Origin of the sequence: Rhodoplanes elegans, from assembly GCF_016653355.1 — a bacterium.
GTDB classification, from domain to species: Bacteria; Pseudomonadota; Alphaproteobacteria; order Rhizobiales; family Xanthobacteraceae; genus Rhodoplanes; species Rhodoplanes elegans.
In genome coordinates this window covers 1-23,870 of sequence record NZ_NHSK01000206.1, presented here as the reverse complement: position 1 = coordinate 23,870, position 23,870 = coordinate 1, and the positions used below count along the sequence as shown (strand labels likewise).

General features: G+C 70.9%; 21 protein-coding genes and 1 tRNA gene. 13 read left to right on the top strand and 9 right to left on the bottom strand.

Translation table 11 applies throughout. The features are described from left to right. Positions 1-297: 297 nt before the first annotated feature. Complete coding sequence (locus CCR97_RS24250) at positions 298-969, bottom strand: LysE family translocator (RefSeq protein ID WP_111360531.1); 672 nt, start codon at positions 967-969, stop codon at positions 298-300. 180 nt (positions 970-1,149) lie between these two features. On the opposite strand from CCR97_RS24250, the gene CCR97_RS24245 reads away from it, so the two are divergent. From CCR97_RS24245 to CCR97_RS24235, 3 genes are all read left to right on the top strand, one after another. Further along, positions 1,150-1,533 (top strand): BA14K family protein, encoded by a 384-nt coding sequence (locus CCR97_RS24245; protein WP_111360530.1) that lies wholly within the window; start codon positions 1,150-1,152, stop codon positions 1,531-1,533. 221 nt (positions 1,534-1,754) lie between these two features. Further along, the gene (locus tag CCR97_RS24240) at positions 1,755-2,057 is read left to right on the top strand and encodes a hypothetical protein (protein WP_111360529.1); all 303 of its coding nucleotides are present in this window, start codon (positions 1,755-1,757) and stop codon (positions 2,055-2,057) included. A gap of 134 nt (positions 2,058-2,191) precedes the next feature. After that, entirely contained in the window at positions 2,192-3,175 is a 984-nt protein-coding gene (locus CCR97_RS24235) for a Bug family tripartite tricarboxylate transporter substrate binding protein (RefSeq protein ID WP_201159958.1), read from the top strand. 140 nt (positions 3,176-3,315) lie between these two features. Here the strand turns inward: CCR97_RS24235 and CCR97_RS24230 are convergent, their stop codons facing one another. Beyond that, entirely contained in the window at positions 3,316-4,059 is a 744-nt protein-coding gene (locus CCR97_RS24230) for a Crp/Fnr family transcriptional regulator (RefSeq protein WP_111359534.1), read from the bottom strand. A gap of 277 nt (positions 4,060-4,336) precedes the next feature. Here CCR97_RS24230 and CCR97_RS24225 point away from each other — a divergent pair, with 277 nt between their 5' ends. Beyond that, complete coding sequence (locus CCR97_RS24225) at positions 4,337-6,988, top strand: HWE histidine kinase domain-containing protein (protein WP_201159957.1); 2,652 nt, start codon at positions 4,337-4,339, stop codon at positions 6,986-6,988. 52 nt (positions 6,989-7,040) lie between these two features. Continuing rightward, positions 7,041-7,439 (top strand): hypothetical protein, encoded by a 399-nt coding sequence (locus CCR97_RS24220; protein ID WP_111359532.1) that lies wholly within the window; start codon positions 7,041-7,043, stop codon positions 7,437-7,439. Positions 7,440-7,482: 43 nt separating this feature from the next. Here the strand turns inward: CCR97_RS24220 and CCR97_RS24215 are convergent, their stop codons facing one another. Beyond that, the gene (locus CCR97_RS24215) at positions 7,483-8,115 is read right to left on the bottom strand and encodes a HupE/UreJ family protein (RefSeq protein ID WP_201159955.1); all 633 of its coding nucleotides are present in this window, start codon (positions 8,113-8,115) and stop codon (positions 7,483-7,485) included. Between the two features lie 151 nt (positions 8,116-8,266). Further along, positions 8,267-9,235 (bottom strand): AraC-like ligand-binding domain-containing protein, encoded by a 969-nt coding sequence (locus tag CCR97_RS24210; RefSeq protein WP_170145946.1) that lies wholly within the window; start codon positions 9,233-9,235, stop codon positions 8,267-8,269. A 220-nt stretch (positions 9,236-9,455) separates the two neighbouring features. On the opposite strand from CCR97_RS24210, the gene CCR97_RS24205 reads away from it, so the two are divergent. The 4 genes from CCR97_RS24205 to CCR97_RS24190 all read left to right on the top strand — a co-directional run bounded on the left by CCR97_RS24205 (position 9,456) and on the right by CCR97_RS24190 (position 14,090). Continuing rightward, positions 9,456-10,265 (top strand): SDR family NAD(P)-dependent oxidoreductase, encoded by an 810-nt coding sequence (locus CCR97_RS24205; protein ID WP_201159954.1) that lies wholly within the window; start codon positions 9,456-9,458, stop codon positions 10,263-10,265. Positions 10,266-10,303: 38 nt separating this feature from the next. Continuing rightward, entirely contained in the window at positions 10,304-10,720 is a 417-nt protein-coding gene (locus tag CCR97_RS24200) for a cupin domain-containing protein (protein WP_111358594.1), read from the top strand. 103 nt (positions 10,721-10,823) lie between these two features. Next, entirely contained in the window at positions 10,824-11,819 is a 996-nt protein-coding gene (locus CCR97_RS24195; RefSeq protein ID WP_170145945.1) for a Bug family tripartite tricarboxylate transporter substrate binding protein, read from the top strand. Between the two features lie 198 nt (positions 11,820-12,017). Continuing rightward, on the top strand, positions 12,018-14,090 hold the full coding sequence (locus CCR97_RS24190; protein ID WP_244670648.1) for a TonB-dependent receptor: 2,073 nt from the start codon (positions 12,018-12,020) through the stop codon (positions 14,088-14,090). Positions 14,091-14,320: 230 nt separating this feature from the next. Here CCR97_RS24190 and CCR97_RS24185 read toward each other — a convergent pair whose 3' ends face one another. Together CCR97_RS24185 and CCR97_RS24180 are read right to left on the bottom strand one after the other, a co-directional pair. After that, a complete protein-coding gene (locus CCR97_RS24185) occupies positions 14,321-15,742 on the bottom strand; it encodes an FAD-binding oxidoreductase (RefSeq protein ID WP_111358591.1) in 1,422 nt (473 codons plus the stop codon). Between the two features lie 153 nt (positions 15,743-15,895). After that, on the bottom strand, positions 15,896-16,900 hold the full coding sequence (locus tag CCR97_RS24180; RefSeq protein WP_201159952.1) for an L-threonylcarbamoyladenylate synthase: 1,005 nt from the start codon (positions 16,898-16,900) through the stop codon (positions 15,896-15,898). Positions 16,901-16,971: 71 nt separating this feature from the next. Here CCR97_RS24180 and CCR97_RS24175 point away from each other — a divergent pair. Beyond that, positions 16,972-17,048 (top strand) — tRNA-Pro (locus CCR97_RS24175). Positions 17,049-17,333: 285 nt separating this feature from the next. Further along, complete coding sequence (locus CCR97_RS24170) at positions 17,334-17,900, top strand: NADPH-dependent FMN reductase (RefSeq protein WP_201159951.1); 567 nt, start codon at positions 17,334-17,336, stop codon at positions 17,898-17,900. A 150-nt stretch (positions 17,901-18,050) separates the two neighbouring features. Here the strand turns inward: CCR97_RS24170 and CCR97_RS24165 are convergent, their stop codons facing one another. The 3 genes from CCR97_RS24165 to CCR97_RS24155 all read right to left on the bottom strand — a co-directional run bounded on the left by CCR97_RS24165 (position 18,051) and on the right by CCR97_RS24155 (position 21,878). Next, positions 18,051-20,045: a protein meaA gene (locus CCR97_RS24165; RefSeq protein WP_111357421.1), complete on the bottom strand. Its 1,995-nt coding sequence runs from the start codon at positions 20,043-20,045 to the stop codon at positions 18,051-18,053. 96 nt (positions 20,046-20,141) lie between these two features. Next, positions 20,142-20,390, bottom strand: coding sequence for a GlsB/YeaQ/YmgE family stress response membrane protein (locus CCR97_RS24160; RefSeq protein WP_111357420.1), 249 nt, complete (start codon positions 20,388-20,390; stop codon positions 20,142-20,144). Between the two features lie 132 nt (positions 20,391-20,522). Next, on the bottom strand, positions 20,523-21,878 hold the full coding sequence (locus CCR97_RS24155) for a glycosyltransferase family 87 protein (protein ID WP_146618751.1): 1,356 nt from the start codon (positions 21,876-21,878) through the stop codon (positions 20,523-20,525). 214 nt (positions 21,879-22,092) lie between these two features. Here CCR97_RS24155 and ccrA point away from each other — a divergent pair, with 214 nt between their 5' ends. After that, positions 22,093-23,370, top strand: a complete 1,278-nt coding sequence (gene ccrA, locus CCR97_RS24150) for a crotonyl-CoA carboxylase/reductase (RefSeq protein ID WP_111357417.1) — start codon at positions 22,093-22,095, stop codon at positions 23,368-23,370. Positions 23,371-23,441: 71 nt separating this feature from the next. Beyond that, positions 23,442-23,870, top strand: a 429-nt coding sequence (locus CCR97_RS24145; protein ID WP_244670647.1) for an endonuclease domain-containing protein, incomplete at its 3' end; no start/stop codon positions are given.

Sequence of the window (23,870 nt, the reverse complement as noted above, 5' to 3'; positions counted from 1 at the left end):
GCGAATCCCGCGGGCGCGCACGAACGCCTTCAGCTCCCGAGCCGACGCGGTCAGTGCCGCTTCACCACCGAGCCCCTCGACGAGCCGATCCCACTCGGTCGAATCAAGATGGTTCCTTGCCATCTCCGACTTGAATCACATCCCGATTCCGACGGAAATCCCCTTATCTTAGCGCCTATGGGGCTCGACCCGCGCATCCATCTCCTTCGCAACAACATGGTCGTGTCGCAGAGAGATGGATCGCCGGGTCGAGCCCGGCGATGACGACGGTCGGGTGGGATATCGGCGTGGGGCCGCTCACCGCTCCGCCAGCGCGAGCTTGGCGCCGAGCGCGACGAAGGCGGCCGCGAAGGCGCGGCGCATCCAGGCGAGCACGGCGGGACGCGTGATGACGTGGGTGCGCACCGCCGCCGCCGCGACGCCGTAGACGACGAACACGGCGAAGGTCATCAGCATGAACACGGCGGACAGCTCCAGCATGCGCAGGAGCGGCGCCGTCTCCCCGGCCGCCACGAACTGCGGCAGGAAGGCGAGGAAGAACAGCGACAGCTTCGGATTGAGGATGTTGACCAGCACGGCCGTGATCACGATGTCGCGGGTCGACCGGGTCTTCACCATGCCGTTCACCTGGCCGTCCACTTGGCCGTCCACTTGACCGTCCATCTGGCCGTCCGTCTCGACCCGCAGCGCGCCGTGCGCGCGCAGCGTCTGCCACGCCATCACGAGCAGATAGGCGACGCCGAGCCACTTCACGATCTGGAACAGCAGCGCGCTGGTGTGCAGCACGGCGGCGAGCCCGAGCACGGCGGCGAGCATGTGCGGCACGATGCCGAGCGTGCAGCCGAACGCCGCCGCGACGCTGGCGCCGCGACCGCGCGAGAGACCTGCCGCGAGCGTGTAGAGCACGCCGGTGCCGGGCGAGGCGACGACGATCAGCGACGTGATCAGGAACTCGGCGGAGAGCTGCATCGCGGTCCTCGTGGTCGACTGGCGGTCGTGGATCAGCGCTTCTCTACCGCGCGCGACGCGATACCACCACCCGATTTCCGTGCGCCGTCAGGACATCACAGCTTACCGAAGTTTCACGCAACAGGCCGGCGCGACGATCGTTGCCCCGTCGATGGTTTTGCAATCCAACGGGAGGCTTTCATGATCTCGACCAAGATGAAGCTCGCATCCGGCGCGCTGGCGCTCTGCTCGGCGCTGGTGCTCGCCGCGCCCCAGGCGGAGGCGCAGCGCTGGCGCGGCCACGGCTGGCAGGGCGGCGGCTGGCACGGCGGCGGCGGGCACTATCACCGTCACGGCGGCTGGGGCCGCGGCGCCGCGGCCGGCATCGCCGGCTTCGCCACCGGTGCGATCATCGGCGGCGCGCTCGCCTCGCAGCCGAACTATTACGGCGGCTACGCGGCGGCGCCGGCCTATGGCGGCGGCGGTGGCGACGCGGTCGCCTACTGCCAGCAGCGGTTCAGGTCCTACGACCCGGCCTCCGGCACCTATCTCGGCTACGACGGCAATCGTCACGCCTGCCCGTGACGACGTCCTGACGGGCGACCCCGCCCGGACCGCGAAGCACCTTCCCGCCTGACACGAACGCCCCGGCGCCCCCGCCGGGGCGTTTCGTCGTTCGAGGCCACCGCCTGTCCAACGGTCACAGCCGGAACACCTCTGCCTCCGCTCCGTTGACGAAGGCGCCGTCGCCTCTCCCGAGGTCTTTCACACGGCGTCAGTCCCGAGATCATCATCAGGAGCCAAGCATGCGTCTCACCCTCACCGCCGCCGCGGCGGCGGCCGCTTGTTTCGTGGTCGCCGCGCCGGCCGACGCCCGCTTCTTCGATCCCGCCGTGAAGGGCGCCGAGCCGCTCACCGAGCAGGTCGCCTGCCGCACCGTGCGTCAGCGCGTCGTCCGCCCGGGGGGCCGCGTGATCTACTCGACCAAGCAGGTCTGCTCGCCGGGTCCGGGGCCGCGGATGGGCATGGGGGGCTGCCGCACCGTGCGCGAGCGCGTCGTCCGCCCGAACGGCAGCGTCGTCTATCGCAGCATCCGCCGCTGCGGCTGAGCGCCCGCCCCCGGCCGGTCGTGACGACCGGCCGGGACAGGGGCCGCGCGCACCGCCGCTTGCCGGCGGCGGGGCGCGGGGGCTATGAACGCCGTCCCGGCGTGCCCCGCGCCTTCCGCTTCCGGACCCTCCCGATGCTCGATCGCCGCCTGTTTCTCGGCGCCGCCGGCGCCGCGCTGCTTCCCGCCCTCTCCGGTCCCGCGCTCGCGCAGACCGACTGGCCGGCCCGCCCCGTCACCGTCGTGGTGCCCTATCCGCCGGCCGGCTCGGTCGATCTCGTCGCCCGCGCCATCGGCGAGCCGATGACGCGCGCGCTCGGCCAACCGGTGGTGGTGGAAAATCGCGGCGGCAGCGGCGGCTCGGTGGCGGCCCAGGCGGTCGCGCTCGCCGATCCGGACGCCTACCGGCTGGTGCTCGGCACCCAGCAGACCCACGGCACCAACGAGGCGATCTATCCCTCGCTCCCCTACCGCGCGATCGACAGCTTCGTGCCGATCTGCCAGGTCTGCACGGTGCCGCACGCGCTGGTCGTCAAGAAGACCCTGCCGGTCGCGACCGCGACCGAGCTGGTCGCGCTCCTCAAGCGCGAGCCCGGCAAGCTGAACTACGGCTCGACCGGCATCGGCTCGTCGTCGCATCTCGCCTGCGAGCTGTTCAAGATCAAGGCCGGCGTCGAGGCCCAGCACGTGCCCTATCGGGGCGGCGGTCCGCTCGCCCAGGACCTGATGGCCGGCGTCGTCGACTTCGGCTTCATCGCGGTCGCCAACATCCGCGGCCAGCTCGAGGGCGGCATGGTGCGGGCGCTCGCCATCGCCTCGTCGCGCCGCGTGCCGCTGATGCCCGACATCCCGACGCTCGCCGAGGCCGGCGTGCCGGACGTCGATGCCGACGCGTGGTTCGCCTATTTCGCCCCGGCCAAGACGCCGGCCGATCGGGTCGCCAGGCTCGCCGCCGCGATCGAGGGCGCGCTCACGGCCGACGCGGTGCGCGAGACCTTCGACCGCAATGCCGTCGTCGCCCGCTTCCGCCCGACCGCCGAGATGCCCGACTTCGTCGCCGCCGAGGTGAAGAAATGGGCCGAGGTGGTGCGTCTCGCCAATCTGGTCGAGGCGAAGTGATCAGAAGAAGTTAAGTGATCAGGACGAGGTTACGTCGTGGTTCCCTCCCCCACAAGGGGGGAGGGAGCAGACCGTGCCGGGCCGCGCGACCTGATGATGGCGTTCAGGAGGCGCCTGTCCCTCCGCGACAAGGCGCTCCGTTACTCCTCGCTCGTCGGATAGACGCCGCGCAGCACGGCGTCGAAGTGCGCCTTGACGGATTCGTTGCACAGGCAGGCGCGTGCCTTCAGGGCCTCGCGGTCGCGCACCACCACGGCGCCGCGCCGCGTCTCCAGAATCCGGTCGGCCCGGAAGCCCTGCATGACGCGGCTGGTGTAGCTGCGACCCACCCCCAGCATGGTGGCGAGCTGCTCGTGGGTGAGCGGCACGACGTGATCGCCGGTGCGGTCCATGGCCGAGAGGATCCACTTGGCGGCGCGCTGCTCGATCGAGTGGATGGCGTTGCAGGCGGTCGACTGGAACACCTGAGCGAGCAAACAGTCGGCATAGCGGGCGAACAGGTAACGCAGCGTCGGCGACTGCGCCTTGGCGGCCTCGAGCTGGGTGACCCGCAGCCGCACGAACGGGCCGCCATACTTCACCACGATGCGGCAATAGGCCGGCAGATGGCCGAACGAGACGATGCCGCCGACCGCACCCTCGCGGCCGACCAGGATGGTCTCCACGTCGCGGCCGTCCTCGCTGCCGACCAGATAGGAGACGAGACTCGGCCCGCAGGGAAAGTGCACGGTCTCGACATTGTCGCCGGGATTGTAGAGGAGCTGGTTGGCATCCTGCGGGTTCGACTCGAGGAGTGCGCCGATCAGCGCGAAGTCGGCCTCCCGCAGCGTCTGCAGCAGGTTGTTGTCGGGCCGCGCGGCGGCTGCGCCGGTGATCTTGCTCATATGTCGGCTGGATGACGCTGATCGAGGAGGGACCGTGTTCGTCGGGACGCTCCTCTAGCGCATCGCATGATCCCGATATGTTCACAAGTGCACCGACCCGGCGAAGACGACGGTGGTAACGTGGTTTCACGGATCCGGCGATCACGCTCCTGGGAGGGGTCGCCGGACGCCGCCCACACGACGGCACGACGGGTCGGCGCAGCGCCGACATCAGCGCCGGTGACGTGTAATCCGACCGCCGCGGACCGGCGGCTCCGTCCCGACAAACGGACCGACGATGCAAGCCGACGCCGGCGCGAGCGTGGATCTGACCAATTGCGACCGCGAGCCGATCCATCTGCTCGGCGCCGTGCAGCCGTTCGGCTTTCTGATCGCCGTCGCGGCCGACGACTGGATCGTCACGCATGTCTCGGCCAACGCCGCCGCGTGGCTCGGCCGCGACGGCGACGATCTGATCGGCCGCCCGCTCGACGCTCTCGTCGAGGCCGAGGCGCTGCACAGCCTGCGCGGCCTCCTGCAGGGCGTCGCCGGCGATCTGGCGGCGCGCGCCTTCGGGCTGCGCCTGCGTCCCGGCCTCGTCTGCGACGTCGCCGCCCACGTCGTCGCCGCGGCGGACGCGGACGCGAACGGCGCGAACGACCCCATGGGGCGCGACACCGTGGTCATCGAGTGCGAGCCGACCACGGGCGAGAGCGACACGGCGGCGCCGGCGCTGGTGCGCGACATGATCACCCGGCTGCGGCGCGCCGACGACCGGCGGAGCTTCTTCCGCACGGCGGCGCGCGAGCTGCGGGCGCTCACCGGCTTCGACCGCGTGATGGTCTATCGCTTCGACGACGACGGCTCCGGCGAGGTGGTCGGCGAGGCGGTGGATCCCGGCCGCGGCACGTTTCTCGGTCTGCACTATCCGGCCTCCGACATCCCGCGCCAGGCGCGCCGGCTGTACGCCCGCAACGTGCTGCGGCTGATCGGCGACATCGACGCCGTGCCGGTGCCGGTGGTCTCGGCGGGGGCGGACGATCCGCCGCTCGACCTGTCGATGAGCATGCTGCGCAGCGTCTCGTCGATCCATATCGAGTATCTGCGCAACATGGGCGTGCGCGCCTCGATGTCGGTGTCGATCCTGCGCGACGGGAAGCTGTGGGGCCTGTTCGCCTGCCATCACTATGCACCGCACCGGGTCGCCTTCGGCCGGCGCAGCGCGGCCGAATTGTTCGCCCAGGTGTTCGCGCTGGTGCTGGAGAATCGCGAGCGCGCCGTCGAGGCGGCCTACGAGGCGCGGGCCCAGGCTCTGCATCAGCGCCTGGTCGGCACCATGGCGCGCGAGTCGACGCGCTTCGAGGGCGTCGTCGCCCATCTCGACGAGATGGCCGATCTGCTCACCTGCGACGGCGTCGGCGTGTGGACGAACGGGCGCGCCACGCTGAAGGGGCTGACCCCGACCGCGGAGGAGTTTTCCGACCTCGTCGCGCATATCGACGTCAAGGCGATCGATCGCGTGCATGCCCGCCACGACATCGGGGCCGAGCACCCGCCCGCCCGCGCCTTCGCGGCGCGCGCCGCCGGCATGCTGGTGGTGCCGCTGTCGCGCCCGGCCCGCGACTATCTGGTGTTCTTCCGCCGCGAGGTCGCCCGCACCGTCACCTGGGCCGGCGATCCGAACACCCCCAAGGCGATCGGCCCCAACGGCGACCGGCTGACGCCGCGCCAGAGCTTCGAGTTGTGGAAGGAGACCGTCACGGGCCAGTCGCTGCCCTGGCTGCCAGTGGAATGCCGGATCGCCGAGCAGCTCCGCGTCAGCCTGCTCGAGGTGATCCTGCAGCTCTCCGACCTCACCGAGGAGGAGCGCCGTCGCGCCGTCGCGCGGCAGGATCTGCTGATTGCCGAGCTCAACCACCGCATCCGCAACATCCTCGGCCTGATCCGCGGCGTGATCACCCAGAGCCGCGATTCGGCGGCCACCATCGAGACGTTCACCGAGGTGGTGGGCGGCCGCATCCAGGCGCTCGCCCGCGCCCACGACCAGATCACGGCCGACCAGTGGGGACCGGCGTCGCTGCGCAGCCTGGTCGCCGCCGAGGCGGCGGCGTATCTCGGCGGCAAGGGCGAGCGGGTGCGCATCGTCGGACCCGAGGTGCTGATCGAGCCGGAGGCGTTCACGACGATCGCGCTCGTCGTCCACGAGATGATCACGAACTCGGCCAAGTACGGCGCGCTGAGCGACTCGCGCGGTCGCGTCGACGTCGCGGTCGGCTTCCGGCCCGACGGCGCGCTGGCGCTGCGCTGGCGCGAGAGCGGCGGTCCGCGGGTCGCCCCGCCGACGCGGCGCGGCTTCGGCTCGACCGTGATCGAGCGTTCGATCCGCCACGACCTCAAGGGCGAGGCGACGGTCGACTACGCGCCGACCGGTCTCGTCGCCCGCTTCGTCGTTCCCGGCGGCTTCGCCCGCCCGGCGCCGGGCGGCCGCCCGACCGACGCGACGCCGATCGAGGCGCCACCGCCGGCCGGCCGGGTGCCCCAGGACGTGCTGCTCGTCGAGGACACGATGATCATCGCGCTCGACGCCGAGGACATGCTGCGCCGGCTCGGCGCGAACGCCGTGCGCACCGCCGCCTCGGTGGCCGACGCGCTCGCCACCATCGAGACGAGGCCGCCCGACTTCGCCCTGCTCGACGTCAATCTCGGGGCCGAGACGAGCTTCTCGATCGCCACGCGGCTGCGCGCGCTCGGCGTGCCGTTCGCGTTCGCCACCGGCTACGGCGAGCACGCGGCCTTCCCGCCCGAGTTCGCCGAGACGCCGCGGCTGCGAAAGCCCTACACGGCCGACACCCTGCGCATGCTGCTCGAGCCCTTCGCGCCGGACGAGCCCCGAGACGCCCGCGACGACGTCCACAAGGACGCCGCCTCGCCCGACACGGCGGATGCCTGACCGCGGGCCCTGGATTAAGATACCGCGACGAATCCACGACGGCGGGTGCGCGATGATGAAGGCGAGCGTGATGGCGACGGGACTGGTTCTCGCCGCGGCAGTGGCGACGGCGGGCCTCGTGACGAGCGGCACGGCCGTGGCCGATGTGCGGCATTCCGAGGTGCCGGAGAGCCTGCGCGGCACCTGGATTTCGGCGACCGGAAGCTGCCCGGCGCCGGCCGGCAGCGGCTTCGTGCTGACGGCACAAAGCTACGCCAAGGGCGGCGAGACCTGCCCGGTCGAGTGGGTCGAGGAGCGGGCCGCGACGCCCGGCACCATGTACTCGGTGCACATGCGCTGCGGCACGACGGCGAAGTCGGAGGCCAACGTCATCGTCTGGGTGAAGGGCCCGGACACCGCGGCCACCGGCACGGACTTCCGCAATCTCGCCGACGCCCGGATCTGCCGCTGAGGCCGATCCGGCGCGTCGCAGACTGTCGGGCCGCGCGCCGGCGTCAGGCGAGCGCCAGCACCAGGCCGACGCCCGCCACGCAGGCGCCGGCGAGCCGGGCCGTGCCGAGGCCGGCCCGGACCTCGGCGATGCGGCCGAGGGCGAGACCGAGGCCGATGCCGGTCGCGTGCAGCAGCACGGTCGCGGTCACGAAGCCGAGCCCGTAGGCGAGCGGGCTCGCCGCCGCCGGCATCTCGGCGCCGTGGGCATAGCCGTGGACGAGGCCGAAGACGCCGACCAGCAGGGCGGCCGGCACCAGCGGCAGCCGTACGGCGAGCGCGACCAGAAGCCCGAGCACGATCACCGAGGCCGTGATGGCCGGCTCGACCGCCGGCAGCGGCACGCCGGTGGCGCCGAGCACGGCGCCGACGACCAGGAGCACCACGAAGGCGGCCGGCACGGCGAGCAGCGCGGCACCGCCCAGCGTCGCCGACCACAGGCCGACCGCCAGCATGGCGGCGAGATGATCGGCCCCGAACAGCGGGTGCACGAACCCGTCGGCGAAGCCGTGGACATGCGGCGCCTGGCCGACATGGGCCGAGGCGGCCGTCGTGGCGACGAGCACGATCCCGGCGGCGAGTGCGCCGGTGCGGACAGCGGTGGTGCGGGCGAGCGTCACGGCGCGGGCATGCGGCATCGATGATCTCCTGCGGTCGAGGCCGAACGCGGCCGCCGCAGCAGCCCCGTGCCGTGGGCGTGCCGCCGGTTCGATCCTACGACATTATCGAATCTTCATACCGACGCCAACCGTCGCGGCGCGCCGACCGGCTCTGCCGACCCCCGGCCGCTCACCCGCCGCCCAGCAGCGCCCGCCGCATCTCGCCCGGCGTCCGCCCGTAGCGCCGCCTGAACTGCGCCGCGAACAGCGACGGGTTGGCGAAGCCGCTCGTGAAGGCGACCTCCTTCAGCCGCAGCGTCGCGGCGGCGGGATCGCCGAGCAGCTGCAGGCTGCGGGCGAGCCGCGCCTCCAGCACGTCGTCGCAGACCGTGGTGCCGGCCGCCCGGAACAGCCCGTGCAGGCAGCGCACCGACACGCCCATGCGCTGCGCCAGCAGGGCCGGTCCGAGCTCCGGCTCGGCGAGCGAGGCGGCGATGATCTCGCGGCAGCGCCGGATCATCGCGGCCTGGCGGGGGCCGAGGCCGGAGGGCTCCGCCTGCCCTTCGGCGAGCAGCACCGCGATGCTCGCCAGCGCGAGCTGGAGCGGACCGGACGCCGCGGCCGCATCCGTGTCGTCGCGCCGCGCCCCCGCCCGCGCCGCCGCGGCGAGCCCGACCATCAGGTCGCGCGAGACCTTGCCGACCAGGCCGCGGGTCGACACACCCCGGCAGACGTGATCGTGCGGCCGCCGCACGAAGGACTGGAGCAGCGACGCCGGCGCCGTGAGATTGATCACGTCGGCCGGATCGTCGTGGCGGATCACGTAGGGCTCCGACGCGGCGAACAGCGTCGCCATGCCGTCGGTCAGCACGCAACTGCGGCCGCGCTGCTCGAACGACACTCGGCCGCGGTTCACCAGCGCGACGACGAAGACCTCGTCGCGCGCCCGCGCCGCATGGCGGCGGGTGCGCACCCCGATCTCGTTGTCGCTCGCGACCTCGACGAGCCGGATCGGCCCGTCGCCGAGCGTGACGATGCGGCCGGCGAAGCGGTCGGGCCGGCGGATCGAGAGGTCCGCGTCGCCGAAATGCCAGGCGATCGCGTCCTGCCAGAGGCGCTGCTTCTCGGCGGGGGCCAGCCCCGGATCGACCCTGACCATGCGCGCCTCCCGGACGTGTCGATCTTGTCGCTTTTGGCCGATCCTATGAGGGGCGGCTGCCGGCCGCAACATGCCGGCTGCCCGAGGACGGCGGCCTGTCGGCCGGGCGCACGATCTCTGTCGCGCCAGCGCAAGACGACGCGTTCGCTTTGACCCCGTCCACTTCGCATGCAGAGCTTCGACGCGACTCGCCCAGCAGGACTCGCCCAACGGACTCGCCATGACCGTCATGCCCGACCTGTCGTCGCTGCAACGCAGCACCCGCCGTCTCGACGGTCTCGTCGCCGTCGTGACCGGCGCGGCGTTCGGACCGAAGGCGGCGCTCGGCGCCGTGTTCGCGGCGGCGCTTTCGGCAGAGGGCGCGAGCGTGGTGGTCGCCGACATCGTCGACGCCGAGCCGGTCGCGGAAGCGTTGCGGGAGAAGGGCGGCCGCGCCGTCGCCGTGACGGTCGACGTCACCGAGGAGGCGGCCGTCGAGGCGATGGCGGCGACGGCCGAGACGGCGTTCGGCCGGCTCGACATCCTGGTCAACAACGCGGTCGTCGGCTCCAACATCCCGCCCGTGCCGCTCGCCGAACTCGACGTCGCGGCCTGGGACCAGGTGATGGCGGTCGGGCTGCGCGGCAGCTTCCTGTGCGCCAAGGCGGCGGCGCCCCGCATGGCCCGCAACGGCTGGGGCAAGATCGTCAACATCGGCTCGACGACGATGCAGGAGGGCCTGCCCAACCGGCTCCATTACGTGAGCATGAAGGGCGGCGTGCTGGCGCTGACCCGGGCGCTCGCTCGCGAGCTCGGGCCGCAGGGCATCCGGGTCAACACGCTGGCGACCGGGCTGATCGCCAATCCGGCGGCCGGTGCCGCCTTCACGGCGAAACCCGAGCTGATCACGAAGATCCGCGCCGCCCGCGCCATCCCCGAGGACGTGACGCCGGACGATCTCGGCGGCCCGCTCGTGTTCCTGTGCTCGCACGAGAGCGACGCCATCACGGGCCAGTTCATCGTCGCCGACAAGGGCGCGCATTTCACCTGAACACGTCCAACAAGCGAGTCACCGAGAAGGACGAGGCCATGACCGAGAAAACCCCGCCGACCGCCGCAAAGCCCCAGGTCACCAAGGTGGGCGAGAAGGAATACGTGTTCGATCTCACGTCGATCGCCTCGCTCGACGTCGGCCGCGGCTACACCTCGGCGACCGGCAAGGTGGTCGAGGGCGAGCGGATGATGTGCGGCCTCGTGCGGCTGAAGGCCGGCGAGGTGACGGAGCGCCACAGCCATCCGAACGAGCAGTGGACCTATATCATCGAGGGCGTGATGCACGCCGAGGTCGACGGCCAGACCTTCGTGGCTGGACCGGGCACCGTGATCTACCAGCCGGGCGGCGTCGTCCACGGCGGTCATGCGGGCCCGGACGCCGACGTCGTCTTCTTCACCGTCAAGGACACGTCGCACGGCCTCTACGGCACCCGCGCCGAGACGAAGGACTGACGACCTTCGATCAGACGATCCCCGGGCCCGGCCGAACGCCCGGCCCGCCGCGACGACACCTCACCACGCGACCAAACAAACAAGACGATCGGAGGACGCAGACATGAGAAGCCCGATCCGCCTCGCCGCCGCGAGCCTCGTCGCGGTCAGCGCGCTCGCCGCCGGGACGCTCGCCGCCACGGCGCAGGGCTGGCCCCAGAAGCCGATCCGCATGATCGTGCCGATCGCCGCCGGCAGCGTCACCGACGTGATCCTGCGCGCCGCCGCGAACGAGCTGCAGCCGAAGCTCGGCCAGCCGATCATCATCGAGAACAAGGGCGGCGCCGCCGGCATCCTCGGCGCCACCGCCTGCGCCCAGTCGGCGCCGGACGCGCACACGTTCTGCGCCGTCTACCACAACACGATGTCGTACAATCCGCTCTTGTTCGCCAAGCTGCCCTACAACCCGGACGACATCGCGCCGGTCGGCCGGCTGTTCTTCCTGATCGAGGGCGTGTTCGTCTCGTCCGACCTCGGCGTCGCGACGGTCGCCGAGCTGAAGGACAAGATCCAGGCGCGGCCCGCCGCGCTCAATTACGCGACGCTCGGCGAAGGCTCGTTGCCGGACCTGTTCCTGCGCTGGATGAACAACCAGTGGAACGCCAAGGTGCAGGGCATTCCCTACAAGGGCGGCGGCCCGGCCGCCCAGGCCCTGATGGCCAACGAGGCGCAGATCACGCGCTTCGGCGTCGGCAACTTCCTCGCCGCCCTGCAGAGCGGCAAGGTGAAGGCGCTCGCCGTGTCGTCGACGACGCGCTCGCCGCTGCTGCCCGACGTGCCGACCGCGGCCGAGGCCGGCATCGGCGGCTATCCGGGCATCGGCTGGTGGGGGCTCGGCGCCCCGAAAGGCACGCCGCCGGAGGCGATCGAGCGCCTCGCCGCGGCGTTCAAGACGCTGTTCGAGGAGCCGAAGTTCAAGGCGTTCCTCGACCAGCAGGCGGTGATGTCGGCGCCGACCGGGCCGAAGGACTTCGTCGCCTTCCTGGCCGAGGACCGCAAGGCGGCCGAGCTCCTGATCCGGATCGCCGACACCAAGCCGGCCGAGTACAAGGGCGACTGAGCGGGCCGGACGCGCGGCGGCTCGTGTCGGCGGCATGCGCACCCTGCCCCTACGGCGTTGATGCCGCCGCGCCACAGCGGCGGCATATCCGTGCGTCCGTATGACGAATTTATTGATTGTTCCTAACCATGGGATTACGAATGATCTAATTCTTCATACCGACGGATGTCGTCGCCCCGTCGGGCAACGGCTCGTGCCATGGCTCCGTCGATCCGCCTCGCGCCGCTTCTGCTCGTCACCGTCGCCGCGATCGACGGCGCCGGGATCGACGGGGCGACCGCCCAGTCCGTCACGCTCCCCGCCCTCGAGGTGACGGACGCGGCGGCGCCGCCACGGCCCGCCGCCCCGGTCGCCGCCGCCAGCGCCGTGACGATCACGGGCGAGGAGATGCGCGACGTGCCGGCCGCCCGGGTCGGCGAGATGCTGGAGGTGGTGCCCGGGCTCGTCGTCACCCAGCACAGCGGTGAGGGCAAGGCGAACCAGTACTTCCTGCGCGGCTTCAATCTCGATCACGGCACCGACCTCGCCATCTGGGTGGACGGAATGCCGGTCAACATGCGCACCCACGGCCACGGCCAGGGCTACGCCGACATCAACTTCATGATCCCCGAGTTGGTGCAGGCGCTGAACGTCCGCAAGGGGCCGTATTACGCGGACGAAGGCGACTTCTCCTCGGCCGGCGCCGTGCACATCGACTATCTGCGCGGCGTGCCGAAGAACTACGTCGAGGGCACGATCGGCATGTTCGGCTACGGCCGCAACGTCGCGGTGCTGTCGACCAGGACCGACACCGGCGCGACCCTGATCGCGGCCGGTGAAGGCGTCGTCTACGACGGCCCGTGGGACGTTCCGGACAAGGTGCGCAAGCTCAACGGCGTCGTGCGCTACGTCGAGGGCACGGCCGACGACGGCTTCTCGCTCACCGGCATGGCCTACCGAAACCGCTGGACCTCGACCGACCAGGTGGCGCAACGGGCGATCGACCAGGGCCTGATCAGCCGCTGGGGCTCGCTCGATCCGACCGACGGCGGCGAGGCGAGCCGCTACAGCCTCTCCGGGCGCTGGGCGCATGCGAGCGAGCACGGCACCACCCGGGTCGACGCCTTCGCGATCAATTCGAGCCTGACGCTCTACAACAACTTCACCTACTTTCTCGACGACCCGGTCAACGGCGACCAGTTCAGCCAGACCGACAAGCGCACCGTGCTCGGCGTCAACGCCAGCCACACCTTCGCCTACACGGTCGCCGACCGCCCGATGGAGACCCGCGTCGGCGTGCAGACACGCTTCGACGACATCACGATCGGGCTGACGAAGACGGCGCAGCGGCAGTGGCTCTCGACCACCCGCGCCGACGGTGTGAAGGAAGGCAGTGTCGGGGTGTGGGCCGATCACACGATCCGCTGGACCGACTGGCTGCGCACCACGGTCGGCGTGCGGCGCGACTGGTATCGCGGCTCGGTCTCGAGCGACACCGTGGAGAACTCCGGCGACGCCGCGGCCGCCATCACCAGTCCCAAGGCCGGCCTGGTGCTGGGGCCGTGGTACAAGACCGAGTTGTTCCTCAACGGCGGCTACGGCTTCCACTCGAACGACATTCGTGGCGCGACCATCACGGTCGATCCGGCCGACAAGACGACGCCGCTCGCCACCGTGCCGCTGCTGGTGCGCACCAAGGGTGCCGAGGTGGGCCTGCGCAACCGGTCGATCGACGGGCTCACCTCGTCGGTCGCCGTGTTCGTACTCGACCAGGCCTCCGAGCTTCTGTTCGTCGGCGACGCCGGCACCACCGAGGCGAGCCGGCCGAGCCGCCGCGTCGGCATCGAGTGGACCAACGACTACAAGGTCAACCGCTGGCTCACCCTCGATCTCGACCTCGCCTACACGCGCGCCCACTTCACCGACTACGACCCGGCCGGTGCGTTCATCCCGGGCGCGCCGGCGTGGGTCGGCTCCTTCACCATGACGGCCGGCACCGAGACCGGCTGGTTCGGCTCGCTGAAGGCGCGCTATTTCGGGCCGCGGCCGCTGGTCGAGGACGACAGCGTGCGGTCGCTGTCGTCCTTCGTCGTCAACGCGCGGCTCGGCTACCGCTTCGACGACGGGCTCAAGATCCAGCTCGACGCCTACAACCTGTTCGACACCAAGACCAACCAGATCGAGTACGCCTACGAGTCGCGGCTCGCCGGCGAGACGTCCGCCGTCTTCGATCGCCACGTCCACGCGGTGGAGCCGCTCGCCGTGCGGCTCTCGCTCGCCAAGAGCTGGTGAGGGGCGGACGGTCGAGGCGCGATCTGATCAGGTCGCCGACCCTGACCAAGCGGCGCTCACCTCGACTCTCCCCTCATGGTGAGGAGCGATCCGGGCGCGCTCGCGCGCCAGGATCGCGTCTCGAACCATGTGGCCCCCGTCGACGTGGCCGCCCTCGCCCTTCGAGACGCGGCCTGCGGCCGCTCCTCAGGGTGAGGGCGGAGAGAGGTCGCGCCGAACAAATCCGCCCCTCACACCACCTTGCCGGGATTCAGAATCCCGGCCGGGTCGAGCGCGGCCTTGAACGTTCTCATCAGGTCGAGCGCCACCGGGTCCTTGATGCGCGGGAGATAGTCGCGCTTCATCACGCCAATGCCGTGCTCGGCCGAGATCGAGCCGCCACGTGACAGAACCTCGGCGAACACCGCGTCCGAGATCGCGTCCCAGCGGGCCAGGAACGCCGCCTTGTCGGCGCCTACCGGCTGGCTGACGTTGAAGTGGATGTTGCCGTCGCCGAGATGGCCGAACGGCACCGGCCGGCAGCCGGGGATCAGCGTCGTCACGGCCTCCGACGCGGCGCGGATGAAATCGGGAACCGCCGCGACCGGCACCGAGACGTCCTGCTTGATCGAGCCGCCCTCGTAGCGTTGCGCGTCGGAGACGAACTCGCGCAGGCGCCAGAAGGCGGCGCGGTGCTCCAGGCTCTCGGCCATCACAGCGTCGGTGACGAGATCCTGCTCGAGCGCGAGCCCCAGCGTCTCCTCGAGGAGATCGCGCAGCCCTTCGCTCGCGCCCGAGGAGAACTCGATCAGCACGTACCAGGGCGAGGGTGTCGTCAGAGGGTCGCGCAGGTTGGTGCCGTGGCGGAGCGCCATGTCGAGGCAGATGCGCGCCATCAGCTCGAAGCTCGTGAGGCTGCCGCCAGCGCGCCCCTGCACGAGGCCGAACAGCGCCAGCGCGGCCTCGGGCGTCTCGACCGCGACGAACGCCGTCTCCACCGATTTCGGCGCCGGGAACAGCTTCAGCACGGCCGCCGTGATGACGCCGAGCGTGCCCTCGGCGCCCATGAACAGGTGCTTGAGGTCGTAGCCGGTATTGTCCTTCTTGAGCTTGTTGAGGCCGTGCCAGACGCGCCCGTCCGGCAGCACCACCTCGAGCCCGAGCACGAGGTCGCGCGCCACCCCGTAGGCGAGCGCCGCGGTGCCGCCCGCATTGGTCGAGAGGTTGCCGCCGATCGTGCAGCTTCCCTCGGCGCCGAGCGACAGCGGGAACAGCCGGTCGACGGCGGCCGCCGCTTGTTGGGCGGCCTGCAGCACGACGCCCGCCTCCGCCGTCATGGTGCTGGAGGCGGAATCGATCTCGCGGATGCGGTCGAGCCGCTTGAGCGAGAGCAGGATCTCGCCGTCGTGCGGAATCTGGCCGCCGACCAGCCCGGTGTTGCCGCCTTGCGGCACGACCGGGACGCCGAGCTCCGTCGCGAGACGCAGGATGGCGGCGACCTCCGCGGTCGAGCCGGGACGCAGCACCACCGGCGTCGCCCCGTGATAGAGCCCGCGCGGCTCCTCCAGATACGCGGCCTGCTCGGCCGGTTCCGTGACGGCGTGGCGCTCGCCCACGATCGCGACGAAGCGGGCGAGGGTTTCGGGGGACAGCGGCGCGGAAAGCGGGGGCATGCGGGGAGCGTCCATGGGACGCGCACTCTAGCGCGTTCGGGCGACGGAAGGGATGGCGGGCCACGTCTGGGATGACGGGCGTCGTTCCCTCTCCCCGCACGCGGGGAGAGGTTCACGCCACGCGGGGACAGGTGAAGACTGCAGGGGCGAGCCTCACCCCCGCGGGGCGGCGGCGCGGGCGAGGCGGTCGGCGATCGCCGCGCCCAGCCCGTGGCGGGGGATCGGGGCGACCGCGATCACCGGCGCGCCGGAGGCGTCGAGGGCGCGCAGATGGGCGAACAGCGCCGCCGCCGCCTCGGCGAGGTCGCCGCCCGCCGAGAGATTCAGCACCGCCGCGGCGTGCTCCGCCCCCGGCGGCAGGCTCGGGCCGAACGCGAGCAGCGCCTCGCCGGGCGCGACGCTCTTGGCGCGCAGGCGCAGGAGGGCGCGCGGGGCGTAGTGCGAGCTCAGCATGCCGGGCGCGATCGGCCCCGCCTCGGGCACGACGCCCGGGGCCGTCTCGGCGACCGCCGCCGGCGGGTCGGCGACCGGTCCGCCCAGCACCGCCTCCAGGGCCTCGCGGGGCACGCCGCCGGGGCGCAGCAGCCGCGGCATGCCGCCGAGGCAGGCCACGATGGTCGATTCGACCCCGACCGGCGTCGCGCCGCCGTCGACGACGAGGTCGATGCGGCCGGCGAGGTCGCCGACCACGTGCGCGGCCGTGGTGGGGGAGACATGGCCGGAGCGATTCGCCGAGGGCGCCACCACGGGCCGGCCACAGGCCGCGAGAATCGCCTGGGCGACCGGGTGGTCGGGCACGCGCAGCGCCAGCGTGTCGAGCCCGGCGGTGGCGAGGTCGCAGACCGGACACCCGGGAGCCTTCGCGACGACCAGCGTCAGCGGTCCCGGCCAGAAGGCGGCGGCGAGCCTTTCGGCGGCCGAATCGGCCCGGCCGAGCGCCCATGCGGCAGCCGCATCCGGGACATGCGCGATCAGCGGATTGAAGCGCGGCCGCCCCTTGGCGGCGTAGAGGCGCGCCACGGCGGTCGCGTTCGTCGCGTCGGCGCCGAGCCCGTAGACCGTTTCCGTTGGGAAAGCCACCAGTCCGCCGTCCTGCAGGATGCGCGCGGCGGTCGCGGCCGCCGCGTCCCCTGCTGCCAGGACGCGCGTGAAAATCATCGCAGTCACATCGACTCCCGTGCTTGCCGGCGCGGATTCGCTTGGCTATAAGACCGTCCTCACCGGCGGGACGGAGTGTAGCGCAGTCTGGTAGCGCACCTCGTTCGGGACGAGGGGGTCGCAGGTTCAAATCCTGCCACTCCGACCATTCCGCCGAACGACGATGCGGCACGGCCGAGGGGTTAGGCCCGCCGGCGCCCGCAAGTCAACGCACTCCTGCCATCCACCGCATCGGGTGAGTCGGCCGTCTCGGGCCGGCGCCGGGCCGTATGTCCGGACCGCGCCAGGCGGAACCGCAGCGCTGCGCGAAAACGTGTCCGGATGGCCGCACGGGGCCGCCACAGGGCGGTAACGCCTTGCGGATCGTCACCAGGCTTCCTTTATGGGGGCGGGGACACCTTCACCCTCGACCCAACCGACAAGCGAGACCCTCGTGACTCTTCGCCTCCACACCATCGTCGCCAGCACCCGCCCCGGCCGCGTCGGCCCCACCGTCGCCCAGTGGTTCCACCACGGCGCCAAGGCACACGGCGCCTTCGACGCGCATCTGGTCGACCTCGCCGACTTCGCCCTGCCGGTCTACGACGAGCCGCATCATCCGCGGATGCAGAAATACGAGAAGGCCCACACCAAAGCGTGGAGCGACAGCGTCAAGGCAGCGGACGCCTATGTGTTCGTCACGCCGGAGTACAATTTCGGCCCCACCCCGGCGCTCCTCAACGCGCTCAACTACGTCTACTCGGAGTGGAACTACAAGCCGGCCGCTTTCGTCAGCTACGGCGGCATCTCGGGCGGCATCCGGGCCGTGCAGATGACCAAGCAGATCCTCACGACGCTGAAGGTGATGCCGATCCTGGAGGCGGTGGTGATCCCGTTCGTCTTCCCGCAGATCAAGGACGGCGTCTTCACGCCGAACGACATCCAGACCGCCGCCGTCAAGGAGGTCCTGGACGAGCTGCACAAGTGGGCCGGCGCCCTGAAGCCGCTGCGCACGCCGTAACTTCGTCGGCAGGAGCGAGACTACGCGGCTGCGGGCCCGCGTCCCTCGCGGGACCGGGGCCGCAGCGACGCGCGCATGGACGAGCGTACGTGGACGAGACGGGCGCCCGCGAGCCCAGGTGCTCGCGGGCCTGCGGTCCGCACCGACGGGTCACGCCGCCTTGTCGGACGTCGCGGTCTCCACGATCCGGCAGATGTCGGTCATGATGCGGTTGAGGTCGAAGTCCTTGGGCGTGTAGACGCCGGCGACGCCGGCGGCGAGCAGCGCCTTGGCATCGTCGGGCGGGATGATGCCGCCGACCACCACGGGGACATGCGAGGCGCCGGCCTCGCGCAGCTTCGCCAGCGTGTCGGCGACCAGCTCCATGTGCGAGCCCGACAGGATCGACAGGCCGACGACGTGGACGTCCTTTTCACGCGCGGCGCTGGCGATATCCGCGGGCGTGAAGCGGATGCCCTCGTAGACGACGTCCATGCCGGCGTCGCGCGCCCGCACCGCGATCTGCTCGGCCCCGTTGGAGTGGCCGTCGAGGCCCGGCTTGCCGACCAGGAACTTCAATCGCCGCCCGAGCTTTCGCGACACCCGGTCGACCTCGGCCTTGATCTCCTCGACGTTGCGCGCGTCGTTGCGCGCCGCGCCGGACACGCCGGTCGGCGCCCGGTACTCCCCAAAACCCTCGCGCAACGCAAAGGCCCATTCGCCCGTGGTGACGCCCGCCTTGGCGCAGGCGATCGAGGCCGGCATGATGTTGCGGCCTTCGATCGCGGCGCGACGCAGCTCGGCCAGCGTCTGCGCGACCGCGGCGTCGTCGCGCGCCGCGCGCCACGCCTGCAGGCGGGCGACCTGCTCCTCCTCCACCTCGGGCGGGATCGTGATGATGGCGCCCTCGCCGGTCGGCAGCGGCGACGGCTCGGTCTCGACGAACTTGTTGACGCCGACGACGACCTGCTCGCCCGCCTCGATCAGCTCGACGCGGCGCGAGTTGGAGACGACGAGCTGCTCCTTCAGATAGCCGGTGTCGATCGCGCCGACGGCGCCGCCCATGTCGAGGATGCGGCGCAGCTCGTCGCGCGCCTCGGCCTTCAGCTCCTCGACCTTCTTGGCGATCTCGGTCGAGCCGGCGAAGATGTCGCCGTAGTCGAGCAGGTCGCTCTCGTAGGCGAGGATCTGCTGGGCGCGCAGCGACCACTGCTGATCCCACGGGGTCGGCAGGCCCAGCGCCTCGTTCCAGGCGGGCAGCTGCACGGCGCGGGCGCGGGCCGACTTCGACAGCGTGACGGCGAGCATCTGCAGGAAGATGCGGTAGACGTTGTTCTCGGGCTGCTGCTCAGTGAGCCCCAGCGAGTTCACCTGCACGCCGTAGCGGAACAGCCGCTGCTTGGGATCGCTGACGCCGTAGCGCTCGCGGGTGATCTCGTCCCACAGCTCGCAGAACGCCCGCATCTTGCAGATCTCGGTGATGAACCGCATGCCGGCGTTGACGAAGAACGAGATGCGGCCGACCACCTCGCCGAAGTCGGCGATCTCGCCCGCCTCCTTCACCGAGTCGAGCACTGCCACGGCGGTGGCGAGCGCGTAGGCGAGCTCCTGCACCGGCGTCGCGCCCGCCTCCTGCAGATGGTAGGAGCAGACGTTCATCGGGTTCCACTTCGGCATCTCGCGGGTCGTGAACAGGATCACGTCCTTGATCAGCCGCATCGACGGCCCGGGCGGGAACACGTAGGTGCCGCGGGACAGATACTCCTTGATGATGTCGTTCTGGGTCGTGCCGGTGAGCTTTTCACGCGGCACGCCCTGCTCGTCCGCCACCGCCACGTAGAGCGCCAGCAGCCAGGCGGCCGTCGCGTTGATGGTCATCGACGTGTTCATCGCGTCGAGCGGGATGCCGTCGAACAGCGTGCGCATGTCGCCGATATGCGAGATCGCGACGCCAACCTTGCCGACCTCGCCGCGGGCGATCGGATGATCCGAGTCGTAGCCGGTCTGGGTCGGCAGGTCGAAGGCGACCGACAGTCCGGTCTGCCCCTTCGACAGGTTCTTGCGATAGAGCGCGTTGGACTCGCGGGCGCTCGAGTGGCCCGCATAGGTCCGGATGATCCACGGCTTGTCGCGCTTCGGTGTGTCGCGCTTCGGTGTCTCGCGCATCGAGGACGTTCCCTGAAAACGAGTTGTTACGTTCGAAATTCACGTCGCAGCGCCGGCCCACGAGGGGCCACGCGCACGCGACCGGCCATGTCCGCTCTAGCGACGGACCAGGCCGACCAGGACCAGCAGAATGACGGCGCCGATGACGGCGTGAAAGACCGCGCTGAGGAACCCGCCGCCCCAGAAAATCCCGAGCCGCGGCAGCAGGAATCCGGCGATGGCGGCGCCGACGATGCCGACCGCCATGTTGCCGACCAGGCCGAAGCCCACGCCGTGCACCAGCTTGCCGGCGATCCAGCCGGCCAGCGCACCCACGATCAGCCATACCAGCAAGGACAAGCCCATGGTTCGCCCGGGGTCCGAAGGCGCGCGGCGTCCGAAGGCACGCGGACGCGCGATCCTTGTTGCACTGCGACGGCGAGGATAACCCGGCCCGTGCGGGCTGTCAGCCCGCTACCGCGACACGACCCTGCGACTTTAGGCGACAGAGGGGCCGACCGCCGGAGGCGCCGCAAGCGCCACCCCGATGCGGCGGCCGATCAGCGTGAGCGTCACGGCGACGCCGACGAGGCCGACCGGGATGCCGAGCACGGGCAGCACCAGGAAGGCGGCCGCGACCGCGGCCAGCGCCGGGCGCTCGCCGGCGAGGAAGCCGGTCGCGAGCGCGTGGCGCAGCAGGAAGGCGAGCGCCACCGCGAGGATCGTCAGATCGTAGAGATAGACGTACGGGGTCGCGAGCAGCACGCCGGCGGCGAGCGTCGCCGCCTTCATCTCGTACGGAATTCTCTTGATGAGCCAGATCAGGCAGACAGTGGCCGCCGTGACCATCCCCACGCCGATCTGCACGCTCCACGCCAGCGCGGCGCTGCCGCCAGCCAGGCGGACCAGCGCGAAGACGCTCTGGAACTTGTGAAACTCGGCGTCGGACCCGGACAGCAGCGCGTCCGAGGTCAGCGGCAGCCAGTGCAGGAACGCGGCCCAGCTGGCGATCCCGGCCGCCCCGAAGACCGCCAGCGTGGCGGCCGCGAGCAGCAGCGCCGTCACGGCCGCGGCCGCGATCGTGGCCCATCGCCCCGTCACCAGCAGGACCAGCGGAAACAGCAGCCCGTATTGCGGCTTGTAGGTCAGAAGCCCGAGGCAGATGCCGGCCGCGACCGGATGTCGCTGCAACAGCGCGAGGGTGCCGCCGATCAGCGTCGCGGTGAGGAAGCCGTTCTGGCCCGGCACCAGGTTCGGCACGATCACCGGGAACGCGCCGGCGGCGAGCCAGCCGAGCCGAGCCGCGACGATGCCGCGCAGCGTCACCAGATAGAGCGGCAGCGTCACGGCCATCCAGGTCGCGAAGGCGGCCCAATAGGGTAACGTGGCGAGGGCCGCGGCGACCATCAGGAAGGGCGGCGGATAGTGCCAGCCGTAATAGGCGGGCACCGGGCGGCCCAGCACCGCGTCCTCGGCGACGCGGTGGAGCGTCCAATCCCAGGCGGCGGCGGGATCGCCGGCGAGCGCCAGCTTGCCGGCCGCGTAGACCATCACGAAATCGGTGTGGACCGGCGCGCCCGATGGGGTCACGATCCAGTCGCCGCTGCCGAGCACCGCCACCATGTAGGTGAGGTTGACGATCGCGAGCGCGAAGCAGACGAGCCGCACCGGCTCGATCCCCGCCGGCTCGGCCGCGCCGTCGGCGACCGCGCAAGTGATCGCGTGGCCGGTGATCGGCGCGCCGGTGAACGGCGTAGCGCCCTTCGGCGTGGCGATCGGCGGGGACGAGACGGGGCTGCGGCCAGACGACGCGGACGACGGGACGGCGGCGTCGATCGGAGCGGAAGCGGGCATCGCCGGCGCGGTCCTGAGCAGATAAACGGGCGCTCTACCGGCGCGGACGGGGGCGCGGCAGCGGCGCTGCGGAGGATCCCCCCTCCGAATTGACGAAGGCTTAAGTCCTGCGCCGGTGCTTGCGACCGTGGTACTTATTGCGACGCGATATCCGGTGATGCACACTCGCCCGGCTTACGGGCGGACCGACTTCTCGACCGGCGGAGGAAGTGCCATGGCGGCCGTGACCCAGCTTCGATCGACCAACGAACCCAAGGATCTCTACGAGATCGGCGAAATCCCGCCGCTCGGGCACGTGCCGGCCAAGATGTATGCCTGGGCGATCCGCCGTGAGCGCCACGGCCCACCGCAGGACGCCATGCAGGTCGAGGTGGTGCCGACCTGGCCGCTCGGCGACGAGGACGTGCTGGTCCACGTGATGGCCGGCGGCGTCAACTACAACGGCGTCTGGGCGGCGCTCGGCCAGCCGATCTCGCCGTTCGACGGCCACGGCGAGCCCTATCATATCGCCGGCTCCGACGCGTCCGGCATCGTCTGGGCGGTCGGCAGCAAGGTGCATCGCTGGAAGGTCGGCGACGAGGTCATCGTCCACTGTAATCAGGACGACGGCGAGGACGAGGAGTGCAACGGCGGCGACCCGATGTTCTCGCCCTCGCAGCGCATCTGGGGCTACGAGACGCCGGACGGCTCGTTCGCCCAGTTCTGCCGGGTGCAGTCTCGCCAGCTCCTGAAGAAACCCGACCACCTCACCTGGGAGGAGGCGGCCTGCTACACGCTGACGCTCGCCACCGCCTATCGGATGCTGTTCGGCCATCCGCCCCACATCCTCAAGCCAGGCGACAACGTGCTGGTGTGGGGCGCCTCGGGCGGGCTCGGCGTGTTCGGCGTGCAGATCTGCGCGGCCGCCGGCGCCAACGCCATCGGCATCATCTCGGACGAGAGCAAGCGCGACTACGTGCTGCAGCTCGGCGCCAAGGGCGTGATCAACCGCAAGGACTTCAAGTGCTGGGGCCAGATGCCCCAGGTCAACACGCCCGAATACGCCGCCTGGGTGAAGGAGGCGCGGAAGTTCGGCAAGGCGATCTGGGACATCACCGGCAAGAAGGACGTCGACCTCGTGTTCGAGCATCCGGGAGAGTCGACCTTCCCGGTCTCCTGCCTGGTGGTGAAGCGCGGCGGCATGGTGGTGTTCTGCGCCGGCACGACGGGCTTCAACATCACGTTCGACGCCCGCTATGTGTGGATGCGGCAGAAGCGCGTCCAGGGCTCGCACTTCGCCCATCTCAAGCAGGCCTCGGCGGCGAACCAGTTCGTGCTCGACCACCGCATCGACCCGTGCATGAGCGAGGCCTTCTCCTGGAACGAGATCCCGCTCGCCCATCACATGATGTGGCAGAACCAGCACAAGCCCGGCAACATGGCCGTGATGGTCAACGCCCCGCAGAAAGGCCTGAAGACCTTCGACGACGTGCTGGAGGCGGTGGGGCAGTAGGCGCGATCCGGCCCGACGTCTTCTGGTTCTGAACGAGGCGTCTCCTTCCCCTCCCCCCGTTCGCGAAGCGAATGGCGGGCGCGCCGACGGCGCGCCAAAGGGGTCAGGGGTGGGGGGAGCAGCGGTGCGGCACCATGAACGCCGAAGGAAAGCCTCGCCGCCGCGACACTCGCGTCGACCGCGCCCGAAATCTCCGTCGTGAGATGACCGATGCGGAGCGAAAGCTCTGGCGGCATCTGCGCGCCCTGCTGCCGTCCTCACACTGGCGACGCCAAGCCACCATCGGGCCGTATTTCGCCGACTTCGCCTGCCACGATGCGAGGCTGGTGATCGAGGTCGACGGCGGGCAGCATAACCTCGAGGATCAAGCCGGCGCGAAGTCGAAACGCACCGCCTACCTCGAAGCGCAGGGCTATCGCGTGCTGCGCTTCTGGAACAACGAGGTGCCGGGCAACATCGACGGCGTGATGACGGTCGTCCCGGAGGCGCTCTCGCCCGGG